General features: G+C 76.2%; 18 protein-coding genes. 11 read left to right on the forward strand and 7 right to left on the reverse strand.

All coding sequences use genetic code 11. The features are described from left to right. Positions 1–152 precede the first annotated feature (152 nt). The 5 genes from ACRYMN_RS04775 to ACRYMN_RS04795 all read left to right on the forward strand — a co-directional run bounded on the left by ACRYMN_RS04775 (position 153) and on the right by ACRYMN_RS04795 (position 4,359). Positions 153–1,964, forward strand: a complete 1,812-nt coding sequence (locus ACRYMN_RS04775; protein ID WP_432492505.1) for a sensor histidine kinase — start codon at positions 153–155, stop codon at positions 1,962–1,964. A 90-nt stretch (positions 1,965–2,054) separates the two neighbouring features. Next, on the forward strand, positions 2,055–2,501 hold the full coding sequence (locus ACRYMN_RS04780) for a DUF6153 family protein (protein WP_432492507.1): 447 nt from the start codon (positions 2,055–2,057) through the stop codon (positions 2,499–2,501). A 102-nt stretch (positions 2,502–2,603) separates the two neighbouring features. After that, positions 2,604–3,374, forward strand: coding sequence for a DUF305 domain-containing protein (locus tag ACRYMN_RS04785; protein WP_432492509.1), 771 nt, complete (start codon positions 2,604–2,606; stop codon positions 3,372–3,374). 175 nt (positions 3,375–3,549) lie between these two features. Beyond that, on the forward strand, positions 3,550–4,083 hold the full coding sequence (locus ACRYMN_RS04790; RefSeq protein ID WP_432492511.1) for a DUF4396 domain-containing protein: 534 nt from the start codon (positions 3,550–3,552) through the stop codon (positions 4,081–4,083). A gap of 99 nt (positions 4,084–4,182) precedes the next feature. Then, positions 4,183–4,359: a hypothetical protein gene (locus tag ACRYMN_RS04795; RefSeq protein WP_432492513.1), complete on the forward strand. Its 177-nt coding sequence runs from the start codon at positions 4,183–4,185 to the stop codon at positions 4,357–4,359. A gap of 87 nt (positions 4,360–4,446) precedes the next feature. Here ACRYMN_RS04795 and ACRYMN_RS04800 read toward each other — a convergent pair whose 3' ends face one another. Next, positions 4,447–5,040 (reverse strand): hypothetical protein, encoded by a 594-nt coding sequence (locus ACRYMN_RS04800; protein ID WP_432492515.1) that lies wholly within the window; start codon positions 5,038–5,040, stop codon positions 4,447–4,449. A gap of 108 nt (positions 5,041–5,148) precedes the next feature. On the opposite strand from ACRYMN_RS04800, the gene ACRYMN_RS04805 reads away from it, so the two are divergent. Together ACRYMN_RS04805 and ACRYMN_RS04810 are read left to right on the forward strand one after the other, a co-directional pair. Continuing rightward, a complete protein-coding gene (locus tag ACRYMN_RS04805) occupies positions 5,149–5,850 on the forward strand; it encodes a TetR/AcrR family transcriptional regulator (protein ID WP_432492517.1) in 702 nt (233 codons plus the stop codon). A 132-nt stretch (positions 5,851–5,982) separates the two neighbouring features. Then, positions 5,983–6,504: a DinB family protein gene (locus tag ACRYMN_RS04810; protein ID WP_432492519.1), complete on the forward strand. Its 522-nt coding sequence runs from the start codon at positions 5,983–5,985 to the stop codon at positions 6,502–6,504. Between the two features lie 390 nt (positions 6,505–6,894). Here ACRYMN_RS04810 and ACRYMN_RS04815 read toward each other — a convergent pair whose 3' ends face one another. Then, a complete protein-coding gene (locus ACRYMN_RS04815) occupies positions 6,895–7,209 on the reverse strand; it encodes a hypothetical protein (RefSeq protein ID WP_432492521.1) in 315 nt (104 codons plus the stop codon). A gap of 55 nt (positions 7,210–7,264) precedes the next feature. On the opposite strand from ACRYMN_RS04815, the gene ACRYMN_RS04820 reads away from it, so the two are divergent. Continuing rightward, the gene (locus tag ACRYMN_RS04820) at positions 7,265–7,489 is read left to right on the forward strand and encodes a nucleoside/nucleotide kinase family protein (RefSeq protein WP_432492523.1); all 225 of its coding nucleotides are present in this window, start codon (positions 7,265–7,267) and stop codon (positions 7,487–7,489) included. 8 nt (positions 7,490–7,497) lie between these two features. Here ACRYMN_RS04820 and ACRYMN_RS04825 read toward each other — a convergent pair whose 3' ends face one another. Further along, positions 7,498–7,986, reverse strand: coding sequence for a MarR family winged helix-turn-helix transcriptional regulator (locus ACRYMN_RS04825; protein WP_432492525.1), 489 nt, complete (start codon positions 7,984–7,986; stop codon positions 7,498–7,500). 221 nt (positions 7,987–8,207) lie between these two features. Between ACRYMN_RS04825 and ACRYMN_RS04830 the strand changes: the two genes are divergently transcribed. After that, positions 8,208–9,020, forward strand: coding sequence for an NAD(P)-dependent oxidoreductase (locus ACRYMN_RS04830; protein WP_432492527.1), 813 nt, complete (start codon positions 8,208–8,210; stop codon positions 9,018–9,020). A 377-nt stretch (positions 9,021–9,397) separates the two neighbouring features. Then, positions 9,398–10,042, forward strand: a complete 645-nt coding sequence (locus tag ACRYMN_RS04835; RefSeq protein WP_432492529.1) for a dihydrofolate reductase family protein — start codon at positions 9,398–9,400, stop codon at positions 10,040–10,042. Between the two features lie 22 nt (positions 10,043–10,064). On the opposite strand, the gene ACRYMN_RS04840 is transcribed toward ACRYMN_RS04835, so the two are convergent. Beyond that, entirely contained in the window at positions 10,065–10,388 is a 324-nt protein-coding gene (locus tag ACRYMN_RS04840) for a putative quinol monooxygenase (protein ID WP_432492531.1), read from the reverse strand. A gap of 98 nt (positions 10,389–10,486) precedes the next feature. Here ACRYMN_RS04840 and ACRYMN_RS04845 point away from each other — a divergent pair, with 98 nt between their 5' ends. Next, positions 10,487–11,332: a helix-turn-helix transcriptional regulator gene (locus ACRYMN_RS04845; RefSeq protein ID WP_432492533.1), complete on the forward strand. Its 846-nt coding sequence runs from the start codon at positions 10,487–10,489 to the stop codon at positions 11,330–11,332. On the opposite strand, the gene ACRYMN_RS04850 is transcribed toward ACRYMN_RS04845, so the two are convergent. The 3 genes from ACRYMN_RS04850 to ACRYMN_RS04860 form a co-directional block, all read right to left on the reverse strand. Then, positions 11,319–12,029, reverse strand: a complete 711-nt coding sequence (locus ACRYMN_RS04850; RefSeq protein ID WP_432492535.1) for an FMN-binding negative transcriptional regulator — start codon at positions 12,027–12,029, stop codon at positions 11,319–11,321. The genes ACRYMN_RS04845 and ACRYMN_RS04850 overlap by 14 nt on opposite strands. A 204-nt stretch (positions 12,030–12,233) precedes the next feature. Beyond that, a complete protein-coding gene (locus ACRYMN_RS04855) occupies positions 12,234–12,554 on the reverse strand; it encodes a DUF1330 domain-containing protein (RefSeq protein ID WP_432492537.1) in 321 nt (106 codons plus the stop codon). A 60-nt stretch (positions 12,555–12,614) separates the two neighbouring features. Continuing rightward, positions 12,615–12,743, reverse strand: a 129-nt coding sequence (locus ACRYMN_RS04860) for an SDR family oxidoreductase (RefSeq protein ID WP_432492553.1), incomplete at its 5' end; no start/stop codon positions are given.

The raw sequence follows: 12,743 nt of genomic DNA on the forward strand, positions 1-12,743 counted from the left end.
GCCCCGCCGCCGGGCGGGCGCGGCAGGGCTCAAGGTGCGGCGCGAGCCGGCCGATGCCGCTGCGGATGAGCGCGCCCACCCCGCCCGCGGCGGCCCCGGGAACCACCCCGGCGCCGCCGCCGCGCCCTGCCCGGGCGACGGCGGCGCGGCGGGTGCCCGCGCAGGGGGCGGCGGAGCTGTCCGCGAGCGCGGCCGCGGCGGTGTCCGAGGAGGCGGCCCGGCTGGCCGCGCTGGAGGACTTCGGGCTGCTCGACGGCGTCGTGGACGCCGAGGTCGACGCCGTCACCCGCCTGGCGGCGCTGGTCGCGGGCGTGCCCAGCGCCTCGGTGCACCTGCTGACCGCCCAGCGGCAGTGCCAGCTCTCGGGCGTGGAGTTCGCCGACGGCGACGCCGCGCGCGAGGACTCCCTGTGCGCGGTGCAGCTGCACACCAGGCGCTTCGTGCTCGTGCCCGACGCGCGCCTGGACGAGCGCTACGCGCACAAGCCGTTCGTGACCGGCGAGCGCGGCTCGGTGCGCTTCTACGCCTCCGCGCCGCTGCTGACCGCCGGCGGGGAGGTGCTCGGCACGCTGTGCGTCGTCGACACCGAGCCCGGTGAGCTGGACGCGCGCCAGGTCGCCGCCCTGGAGGACCTCGCGCGGGTGCTGGTGGGCCTGTTCGAGCGGCGCCGGCAGGCGCGCCTGGCGCAGCAGCACGCCACCGAGGCCGTCCTGCTGGCGGCGCAGGCCGAGCGCAGCGCGGCGCGGGCGGAGCAGCACGCCGCCGAGGCCGCCGAGCAGCGCGCGCTCGCCGAGCTGGCGGTGGCCGAGGCCGAGGCGCGCTACGAGCTGAGCCTGGCGGTGCTGGAGTCCGTGGACGTCGGCATCGTGGTCGCCGGCCCGGACGGGCGCCTCAGCGAGTTCAACCGCACCGCCCGCACCTGGCACGGGCTGGACGCCGACGCGGCGCTGGACCCCGCCGAGCACGCCGGGGCGTACGACCTGTACGGCCCCGACGGCACCACCGCGCTGACCGCCGCGGAGGTCCCGCTGCACCGCACCCTGGCCGAGGGGCGGGTGCGCGACGTGGAGATGGTCATCGCCCCGGCCGGGCGCGAGCCCGTCACGGTGCGCTGCTCCGGGCGCACCGTGACCCGCGCCGACGGCAGCCCGCTGGGCGCGGTGGTGGCCATGAGCGACGTCACCGCCCTGCGCGCGCGCAAGCGCCGCCTGGAGGCGGCCCTGGCCGACCTGGAGCGCTCGCACGGCGAGCTGGAGCGCTCCAACGGCGAGCTGGCCCAGTTCGCCGGCACCGTCAGCCACGACCTGAACTCCCCGCTCATGGTCGTCGACGGCTACCTGGAGCTGCTGCAGGACACCTGCGGCGCGCAGCTCGACGAGCAGGCCCGCGCCTGGATCGCCACCGCCCGGCGCGGCGCGGGACGGATGCAGGACCTCATCGCCGCGCTGCTGGACTACGCCCGAGCCGGCGCGCAGACCTGCCGGCGCGAACCGGTCGACCTCGGCGCCGTCCTCGAGCAGGCCGTCGGGGACCTGCACGGCGCCGTCGAGGAGGCCGGTGCCCGCATCGGCGCCCGCGGCCTGCCCGGCGCGGACCCGAGCGGCGGGGTGCTCGGCGACGAGGTGCTGCTGCGCCAGCTGCTGCAGAACCTCGTCGGCAACGCGGTCAAGTACCGCCACCCGCAGCGGCCGTGCCGGGTGGAGCTGAGCGCGGTGCGCGAGGGCGAGGGCTGGACCGTCAGCGTGGCGGACAACGGCATCGGCATCCCCGCCGGGCAGCGCGAGGCCGTCTTCGGGATGTTCACCCAGGTCGACCCCTCGGCCCGCGGCGGCCACGGCATCGGCCTGGCCACCTGCCAGCGCATCGTGACCCGCCACGGCGGGCGCGTCTGGGCCGAGGAGACGCCCGGCGGCGGCACCACCGTCCGGTTCACCCTGCCGTCCGGCGCGCCGCAGCTCGCCTGACGCGGCACGGCTGGAGCGGCACCGCCCGCGGCCCGCGCCCTGCTCGCGGTGCCCGGGCGGGGCACTCGCGGCCGGGTTAGCGTGGCGCGCGTGCACGACGCCCGCCGACGCACCGGGACCCGCCCGGTCCTGCTGCGCGTCGTGCTCGTCGTGGCGCTCGTGGTGGGCCTGTGCGCCATGCACGTGCTGGCCACGGCGGTCGGCTGGCACCACGCCGAGGCCCACGACGCCTCCGCGAGCACCACCGCCGTCGCACCCGCCGGCGCGCACGCGGACCACCACGCCGGTCCCCGGGCCGAAACCCGGGCCGACGTGGGAGAGCACCGCGACCACCACGACGCGCTGGACTGCGTCCTCGCCCTGGGCGCCGGCGTCGCCGCGCTGGTGGTCCTCGTGGCGCTCGCGGCCCGGCGCGCGCTGCGCCGCTCGTACCGGCCGGCGCCGGCGTGGCCCCGGTCGGCGGTGGCGGTCACGCCCTGGCGCGGGCCCCCGCCGTGGCGCTGGCCACGCACCTCCCTCTGCGTGATCCGGGTCTAGGCCGAACCGGCGCGCCCAGCCGCTCGACGCGAGCAACGCGTCGGCGGCCGCGGGTGCCGCTTCGTCGTGCCCTGGACCCACCTCACGCAAGGAGCTCTTCTCGTGCGCACCACCTCCGCTTGGCCCACCCCTCCCACCTCTTCCGATCCGTCCACCTCCTCCACCGAGCCCGCCGCCGGCGGAGCTGCCCGCGCGCGGCGCCGCCTGGGCGCCCTGGCGGCAGCCGGTGCGCTCTCGCTGGCCCTGGCCGCGTGCGGGGGTGAGGACTCCGGCTCGATGGGCTCGATGGACCACTCCTCGATGGGCGCCTCCTCCGAGGCCTCGCCCAGCGCCGGCGCGACTGCCGAGACCTCGCCCGGCTCGAGCGCGGCAGCCGAGCACGACGACCAGGACGTGCAGTTCGCGCAGATGATGCTCGTGCACCACCGGGGTGCGATCGAGATGGCGCAGATGGCCCCCGAGCGGGCTTCCAGCCCGCAGGTGAAGGAGCTGGCCGCCTCCATCGACGCCGCGCAGCAGCCGGAGATCGAGCAGATGACCTCCTGGCTGCAGGCCTGGGGCGAGCCGGTGGAGGCCGGCTCCTCGATGGAGGGCATGGACCACTCGATGCACGGCTCCTCGACGTCCGGCGGTTCGATGCCCGGGACGATGAGCGAGGAGCAGATGACGCAGCTGAACGCCGCCACCGGCGCCGACTTCGACCGCGTGTTCCTGCAGATGATGATCGAGCACCACACCGGTGCGGTGCAGATGGCCGAGACCGAGCAGCGCGACGGCCTCAACCCCCAGGCCCTGGAGCTGGCCGACTCGATCGTGACGAGCCAGAGCGCCGAGATCGCTCGGATGCAGCAGATGCTCACCGCCACGGGCTGAGCCCGCTCCACGCCGGCTGCGGGTGGCTCGGACCCGCTGGAGGTGGCTGGGGCCGGTGGGCCGCGGTGCGATCCGCGGCCCACCGGCCCTCCCGCCGGACCGCTCCCGTGAAATACCCCTGGGGGGTACTGCGTTGCGTGGTCGAGCGTGAGACGACCCGAACCTGGAGGCAGTGATGTCCGAGCAGCACGGCACCCCGACGCACCTGCACCACGGCGCCCGCGCCGGTGGCGCCGCTCACGCGGGTCACGCCGGTCACGGTCCGGTGCGGGGTGCGACCTCGTGGGCGGTGGCCGCGCGGGCCACGCTGCACTGCCTGACCGGCTGCGCGATCGGTGAGGTCCTGGGCATGGTCATCGGCACCTCGCTGGGCTGGCACACCGCCGGCACCGTGGCCCTGTCCATCGCGCTGGCCTTCGTCTTCGGCTACGCGCTGACCGTGCGCGGCGTCCTCAAGGCCGGGGTGGGTTTCCGCACCGCGCTGAGCGTCGCGCTGGCCGCCGACACGATCTCCATCGCCGTCATGGAGGTCGTCGACAACACCGCGATGCTGACCATCCCCGGCGCGGTGCACGCCGGCGTCGGCTCCTGGCTCTTCTGGGCCTCCCTGGCCGGCGCCCTGGCCCTGGCCTTCGTGATCACCACCCCGGTCAACCGGTGGATGATCAGCCGCGGCAGGGGCCACGCCCTCGTGCACGCCCACCACTGAGCGCCGGGGGCGGACCTGCGCGGTCCGGCGCGCGCGAGGGGGTGACCGGCCGCGGTGACCGGCGTAGCGTGGACGCCTCGCACGACGAGGAGGTCGACGATGACGTGGGTGCTCGTCTCCGTGGTGGTGGTGCTGCTGGTGGTGGCCTTCGTCGGTGGGGGAGCCCGCCGCGGGCTCGACCGCGCCGGCCGCTCCGGCGATGCCGAGAGGGCGCGCGTCGCCCGGGAGCTCAGCCGTCAGATCGAACGCGGCCGGGACGGGAACGGCTGGATGTAGGTGCCTGCCCGGGCGGGGTGGCGCGTCGAGCGTGGCCGCGCCGTCGCGCCGGTGCCGGGGACCGCGCGCTGAGGGCTGCTGACGACCTCACCCGCGGGCGCGCGCCGCTGCGGGTGCGGGGGAGCGCTGCGGCACCCGCAGCACCAGCAGGCCGGAGAGCGCGGAGGCCGTGAGCGCCCCGGTCGCCCCGAACACCGTGTACTGCGAGGCGACGTCGACGCCGGCGAGGGTCGTGACCGTCCAGCCCAGCGCCCACAGCGGTGGCAGCGCCGCGGCCCAGAGCCAGCGCTGCGGCGTGGTGCGCGCCAGCGCCAGCGCCTGCGCCGGACCGAGCACGGCTCCGATCAGGGCGCCCGTGAGCGCCAGCTCCCCCGCCGAGGTGCCGTAGCCGACGAGCGGGGCGCCCAGCAGCAGCCCCAGGCCCGTGCCGAGCGTGGTCGCGAGGACCCAGCGGCGCGCCGGGAGCCGGCGTCGGCCGGCCAGGGCCTGCCCGGCGCCGATGACCAGCCCGGTGAGCGCGCCTCCCGCCAGTGCCGCGCCCGGGTCGTCGACCGGTCCGGCGAGGGCCCGGCCGGCGAGCCCGGCGGGCGGGAACGCGAGGAAGCTCAGCGTCCAGAGCGCCCACGGGCGCAGGCGGGCCGTCGGTGCGGCGGCCGGTGCGATGGACGGTGTCGCGCTCACGGTGGTCACCCCTCGATCGAGCGGAACGTCTGTACGGCGTGCAGAATCTGTACCCCGTACAGATGCTGTACGGTGTCCAGGCAGATGTCCAGAGGCGGGAGGCTCCTGGTGACGGCGACCCCCGGAGCACCGCGCCGCGGGCGGCGACGAGCCCTCGACGAGGAGGAGGTCGTCGAGACCGCGCTCGCCCTGCTCGACGGGGGCGGGGTCGAGGCGATGTCGATCCGGGGCATCGCCGCTCGCCTCGGTGTGGCCCCCAACGCCGTCTACACGTACTTCCCCGACAAGGCGGCGCTGGTGCGGGCCGTGGTCGAACGGCTGCTCGGTGAGGTCGACCACGGGGTGTTCGCCGATCGCGCGCGACCGTGGCGCGAGCGGGTGGAGGCCGTCGCCGTGGAGCTGCGCACCCGCTTGTCGGCGCACCCGGCCGCTGTGGGGTTGGTGATCGGCGGCCCGATGGACGGTGCTCACGCGCTCTCGCTCAACGAGCAGCTCCTGCGCCTGCTCGGGGAGGCGGGGCTCGATCCCGTCGAGGCCGCACGGGCGTCCTACCTGCTGATCGTCTACATCTTCGGCTCGATCGCCCTCGAGGTCGCCGACGCCGACCGCAGCGGCCCCCTGCCGGCCGAACCGGCCCGGCTCCTCGAGCGGCGCCGCCGCTTCGCCGCCACGCCGGCCGACCTGCACCCGCTCACCGCCGCCGCGGCCCCGGTGATGGCCGGCTACGTCTCCAACGACCAGTACGTCTGGGGGTTGCACCGGGTGCTGGACGGCATCGCCGTCGGGACGAGCGCCCTCGAGGGCTCCTGAGACGGCGTGCGGTGGTCGTGGAGGCGCTGCGGGCACCCGGGTGACGTCGCGCCCCGCGGCGCGAGGGGGCGCTCAGCGCCCGGGGCCGGAGAGCGCGACCCGGCGCCCGGTGGGGGCTGGCACGATCCACGGGTGCCCCACCCCGCGAGGCCCAGCGCCGAGGACGTCGTCGACCAGCCGCTGCGCGTGCAGCTGGAAGCCTTCCTCGACGAGCACCGCGCCGCGCTGGACGCCTGCCTGGACGGGCTGAGCGAGCAGCAGGTGCGCACCCGCCTGGTCGCCTCGAGCACCACGCTGCTGGGGCTGGTCAAGCACGCCACCTTCGTCGAGCGGGTCTGGTTCGACGAGGCCGTCACCGCCCGCTCGCGTCAGGAACTGGGCATCGAGGCCGGCCCGGAGGAGTCCTTCGAGCTGAGCGAGGCGGACACCATCGCCGGCGTGCGTGAAGCGCACCGGCGGGCGTGCGAGGCCTCGCGCCGGGCGGTCGCCGACCTGGACCTGGACGACCTGCTGCCCGGCAACCGCCGCGGTCCCCTGCCGCTGCGCTGGGTCTACCTGCACGTGCTGCGCGAGCTGGCCCAGCACTGCGGGCACGCCGACGTCCTGCGCGAGCAGCTGGTGCACCCGCGCGTCGACGAGCGCGTCGACGGCTGAGCCCTGTTCCGAGTGCTCCGCGCTGCGCGGGCGCCAGGACGACCGCGTGGCACGACGCGGAGCACTGCACCACGTGGAGGTCTGGCGCGACGACGCCACCGCCGCCGAGGGGCCCTGGCCGTGGCTGCTGCAGCGGCTGGGCTGTGTGCGCAGCCGGACCTGGGCGAGCAGGTGCAGCTGGCGCCCCGGCAGCCCGCTCCCTGAGCGCGCCTCCTGGGCCCGTCTCTCGAGCGCGCTGCGGGAGTGAGGTACGGGGGCTCAGGCCGTCTGCGAGCCGCCGTCGATGCTCCAGACCATCGCCAGGGGCAGCAGGTCCTCGATGGCCACGCTGCGCAGGCCCTGGCTGGTGGGCAGCAGCACGCGGACGCCGGGGTGGTGGTCGAGCAGGACCTACCGGTCGCGCCCGCACGGGGCGATGGGTCCGCGGCCGTGGTTGCCGACGGCGACGACGTGGGTGATGGCCCTGGCGCCCTGGGCGCGGGCGGTGCCCAGGGCGACCAGTTCGGCGCAGGGTCCGCCGGTGAAGTGGTAGAGGTTCACGCCGGTGAAGGTGCGCCCGTCGTCGGCGCGCACGGCGGCGCCCATGGTGTGCACCCCGTCCTGGTCGGGGCCGGCGTCGGTGGTGGCGTCGATGACGGCGCGGGCCAGCTCGATCAGCTCGAGCTCGCCGGGATCCAGCTCGCGCGCGGACGGGGGAAGGCTCACCCCGGTCAGTCTGGTGCCACCCCCCGGGTGGCGCTGCTGGCGGTACCGGCTGGGCGTGCTGGCCGACGAGCCGGCGGCGGTGCTGCGCTCTGGGGGGCGAGTGGTGGTGCGCGCCTCGGTCGACGGCTTCCACCGCACGCGCGCCTTGCGCCACGCGCGCGGGCGCGACGCTCTGGAGGGTTTCTCCCGCGACTCCTGCGACCCGGATGCGCTGCGCCGTGAGCTCAGGTCGACCTGCACGACGTCGGCCGGCGCCCACCGTCGACGCCTCCAGCGGTGATGACGGGCTCAGTGCTCGCGCCAGTCCCACGCCGACTCGTCGTCGAACGCGCCCCGGCTGGCGTCGACGACCTTGAGCAGCAGCCCGTTCAGCTCGCTGCTCTCGGCCGCGCTCAGCCCGGCGTCGCCCAGGTCGTTGCTGGAGGTGGCGATGGCCCAGGCGGCCCGCAGGACGGCGCGGCCGGCGTCGGTGATCTCCACCGGGTTGCGGCGCCCGCGCACGCGGTCGCCGGTGCGGGCGAGCAGCCCGCGCCGCTCCAGCCCGTCGAGCAGGGGCGCCACGCTCTGCGGGCGCAGGTGCACCGCGCGCGCCAGGTCCGCCTGCGACACCGCCCCGGCGATGTCGAGCTGGGCGAGCACCCCGAACTGGACCGGGTGCAGCTCCTGGGCGGCCAGGCGCTCGGACAGGCGCTGGCCCAGGAAGCGCGCCACGCGCACCACGTTCCACGTCACGACCTGATCCAGCTCCGCCTCCGTCAGCGCGGTGTGCTCGTCCACGCGCCCATGGTCGCAGCGCGGGTCCCGCTCCGACTTGCAGAAATCTGCTAGTGGGGTGAGGGTGAGCCCTGATCACCACGCAGGCGGACGACCGTGAGCACGACGACCGCGGGCGCGACGAGCGCACGCGCGTCACCGACCCCGCCGGCAGCGCCCCGGTGGCGTCGCAGCAGGCCGACGTCGCCGGGGGACCCGTCGTCCCCCGAGAGGACCGTGCAGCTGTGAGCACCCGGCAGACCGCCCCACCCCCCGAGCAGCCCGGCAGGCTGCACCCCGCGCGGTTGCTGGTCCTGGGGGCGAACGGCCCCACGGGCCGGCAGGTCGTGCGGCAGGCCCTGGCCCGCGGCCACCGCGTGCAGGCGCTGACCAGGCACCCCGAGACCTTCCCGGTCCGCCACGACCGGCTCGACGTCGTCGCCGGCGACGCCACCGCCGCGGGCGTGCTCGACGCGGCCGTCGAGGCCAGCGACGCGGTGGTGTGCACCATCGGCACCGCCTTCACCCGGCGGCCGGTGCGGGTGTACTCCGCCACTGCTGACCTGCTCGTCCAGGCGATGCTGCGCCACCGGCGGCGGCGCCTGGTGACGGTCACCTCCGCCGGGCTGACCCCCTCGCACCCGCCGGGCGGCAGCACCGGCAGCGCCCCGGCCGGCAGCGGGGTCGGCGCCCTGGTCCGCACCGCGCGCCACGCCCTGGACCACGACAGGGTGCGCGACGCGTTCCGCGCCGTGATGCGCCACCACGTCGGCAGGACCGTGTACGACGACATGGCCGCGATGGAAGCGGTGGTGCGCGCCGGCGACCTGGACTGGACGATCGTGCGCCCACCGGGCCTGACCGACGCGCCGGGCAGGGGCTACGTGGCGGAGGAGACCGAGGTCGAGGGCGCCCTGTGCGCGCGCGAGGACCTCGCCGCGATGCTGCTGGACCAGCTCGAGGACGACCGCTTCGTGCGGAAGGTGGCCGCCGTGGCCACCCCGGGTCTGCGGGTCGGTGCCCTGCACATGCTCTGGCACGAGGTGCTCAAGCGCTGACCGCCCGCCCGCGCTGCGTCGCGGACGGCCCGGACGCTCGGAACCGTCCCGCCGTCGATCACGTGCCCGGCGCCCACGATCGCCCAGGCGCGGTCCGGGACGCCGAGGCGCGGTCCGGGACCAGGAAACCGGTCAGGTCGGCGATCTCCCCGGTGGTGGCGAACCACCCCGGGGAGGGAGCGGACCGGTGCTGGAGCTCATCGCCACCGAGTCCCCCGAGACCGCGCCCAGGCACCTGCGCCGGCACGTGGTCCGCACCGCCCGGCCGCGGCCGCTGCCCTCCCCGCCGGCCGGGCGATGAGTTCCCCGGCCCCGCCGGGTCAGGAGCGCGAAGGTGCGGGGGTGCGAGAGCGGGTGTGCGACCACGAGGAGCGGACGTGCAGCAACTGGTGCGGGTGCAGAACTTCGGCGTCTCCGCCGACGGCTACGGCGCCGGTGAGGGGCAGAGCCTGGAGCGGCCCTTCGGCCACGTGGACCCCGGCGACCTGCTCGGCTGGGCGCTGGCCACGGCGAGCTTCCCCGGCCGCAGCGAACCCGGTGGCTCCCGCGGGCTGGACGACCACCTCGTGCGCGGCTCCAGCCACGGCATCGGCGCGGAGATCATGGGCCGGAACAAGTTCAGCCCCCACCGAGGGCCGTGGCAGGACCACGAGTGGCGGGGCTGGTGGGGCGAGGAGCCGCCCTTCCACACGCCCGTGTTCGTGCTGACGCACCACCCGCGCCCCTCCTTCACCCTGGCCGACACCACCTTCCACTTCGTCAGCGGAGACCCGGCCGACGTGCTCGCGCAGGCGCGCGCGGCGGCCGGCGGCCAGGACGTGCGGCTGGGTGGCGGTGCGCGGACCGTCCGCGCCTTCCTGGACGCCGACCTGGTCGACACCCTGCACGTGTCGGTGGCGCCCGTGCGGATCGGCTCGGGGAGCCGGCTGTGGAGCTCCCCGGACGAGCTCGACGACCGCTTCCACCACGACGTGGTGCCCAGCTCCAGCGGAGTGGTCCACCACCTGTTCTGGAGGCGCTGAGCGGTCCGGCTGCGCGGGCACGTCACCGCGCGGGGCGGAACGGGCGGAGCAGGCGGATGCCGTCCTCGACCGACCCCTCGATCAGCTCCAGCAGCCGCGGGACGAGCTCGGCCATCCGCGGGGCGGCGAGGTGGGCGTCGAGGTGGGCGCGGGACTGCCAGCGCTCGTGGACGACGAAGGTGCCGGGTTCCCCCTCGACCTCGTGGGCCTCGTAGTCGATGTTGCCGGGGTCGTTGCGCGAGGGCGTGACGGCGGCGGTGAGGAAGGCCTCGAGGTCGGCCTCCCGGCCCGCCTTGGCCCGGGCTTCCCAGAGGACGGTGACGTATCCGTCGGTGGTCGCGGTCATGGTGACGAGCTTCCCCGGGGCCGCGCTGCGCAGGCAGGCACAGGCCGTACCCCGCTGGCGCCCTGCGCTGCGGAGCTGCGCGGGAGCACGCTGGAGAGGTGGACAAGAAGGAGCTGGGCGACTTCCTCCGCGGCCGGCGCGAACGGCTGCGGCCCGTCGACGTGGGCCTGCCCTCGGGCGCGCGCCGCCGCACGCCGGGTCTGCGGCGGCAGGAGGTCGCCGTCCTCGCGCACGTCTCGACGGAGTACTACACCCGCCTGGAGCAGGCCCGCGCGCCACGCCCGTCCAGCGAGGTGCTCGCCGGCATCGCCGACGCGCTGCTGCTCACCGAGGAGGAGACCGACCACCTCCACGAGCTCGCCGGCACGGCGCGGAAGAGGTCCGCGGTGCACGACCGGAGCGTGCGGGCGAGCGTGGTCGCCCTGGTCGACCGCCTCCCCGGCGCCGTGGGCTTCGTGCTGTCGGCCGCCTTCGAGGTGCTCGCCTGGAACGACCTGGCCACGGCGGTCCTCGGGGACCTCGGCGGGGCGACCCCCGCCGACCGCAACCTCGCCCGCCGCGCGTTCCTGCCCGAGGTGGCCCGCAGGACCGGCGCGGACGCCGCCGACATGACGGAGTTCCGCCACCACGTCGTCGCCCGGCTCCGCGCGGCGACCGCCCGCTACCCCGACGACCCGCTGATCCGGGACCTCGTCGCCGAGCTGCGGGCGGGCAGCGCCGACTTCGAGCGTCTCTGGCAGCTCCACGACGTGCGGGCCCGACCCGTCATCACCAAGACCTTCAGGCACCCCGAGGTCGGCTCCGTGACCGTGGACTGCGACACCCTGCTGCTCCCGGACCGCGACCAGCAGCTCGTCCTCTACACCGCGGTCCCCGGCTCCCGCGACGCCGAGGCCCTGGAACTCCTGCGCATGGTCGTCTCGGGGTCGCTCAGCGTCCGCTGACGGTGCGAGCGGCGTTCCCCTCGGAGGTGCTGCCGGACCCCGCGGCCGGCCGGTGCGCGGCGCGCATCTCGGCCGCCAGTTCCGGGTTGCCCGCTCGGACGCGCTCGATGACGGTGCACACGACGTCGGGGTCCTTGTTCTGGCTGAGCTTGACCTTGGCCTGGAACCGGGTGACGCGCAGGCGCAGCCCCCGGGTGCCCCTCGCCGCGCGCCGGGTCGCCGCCTCGTCCTGGCGCAGGTCCCGCCCGCCCTCGCGCCCGCGCTCGAAGTGCTCGGTCAGCCGGCACAGCGCGTCGTAGTTCTCCTCCTCGTCCAGCAGTTCCGGCACGCCCCACAGGTGCGCGGTCACGTGGTTCCAGGTGGGCACCAGCTCGCCGGGGGCGTACCAGCTGGGCGAGACGTAGTCGTGCGGCCCCTGCACGACCACCAGGACCTCGTGCTGCCCCAGTTCGTGGGCGGTGTCGTCGGGGCGGCCGAAGTGGCTGAGCAGGACGATGCCGGTCCCGCCCGGGTCGCCGCTCGCGCCGGTGCGGCTGTCGGTGCGGGTGCCGGTGCCGGCGTCGTCCAGCAGCACCGGGTAGTGCGACGCGACGAGCCCGCCGGTGGTGGCGGAGACGAAGGTGGCCCAGGGGTGACGGGTGATCAGCCGCTTCACCTCCTCGACGTCGTCGAGCTGGAAGTGCCGGTTCCGCAGCATCAGCGCGCCGCGTCCTGCGGCGACGCGCCCCGCCCCGCCCGCGCGGCCGGGCCGGGGCGGGCGGCGGGCAGCGGCTCGGCGCTGGGGGAGCGGTGCAGGGCGTCCACCCCTGCAGGTTGGCACGACCGGCCCGGTCGCGGCAGCACCTTTCCCGCCGCGACGGTGCCGTGCCGGCCGTGGTCGTCCGCCCGTCCGCGGTGGGGGTCAGGCCGTCGGGGCGGTGCCGGGCAGGAACACCAGCCGGCGACGCATCGCGGTGGCGGCGATCTCGCGGGCCGGGGCGTACTCGGGGGAGTCGTACCAGGCCTGCAGGGTCTGCATGTCCGGCCACTCGACGACGGCGAGCGCGACCCCGGCCTCGCCCTCGGCCACCGTGGGCGGGGCGCCGAGGACGACGAAGCGGCCGCCGAACCCCTCCACCACGGCGGGGGTCAGTTCGGCGTAGCGCTGAGCGCCCGCCGGGTCGAGGACCTCGAGGACCTCGGTGATGCTGTACGCGGGCGTGCTGGTGGTGGCGTCGGACACGGGTTTCTCCTCGGGTGGTGGTGGTCGGGCTCGGGAGCCGGCGGAGGTGCGTCGGGCGCGCTAGACGAGGGGGAGTTCCCCGCCGTCGACGGTGAGGGTCACCCCGGTGACCCACTGGGCGCGGTCGGAGGCGAGGTAGGCGACGGCCTCGGCGACGTCGCGCGGGTCCCCGGGGCGTCCGAGGGGGAC

The organism is Kineococcus gypseus, from assembly GCF_050871305.1.
Lineage (GTDB): Bacteria > Actinomycetota > Actinomycetes > Actinomycetales > Kineococcaceae > Kineococcus > Kineococcus gypseus.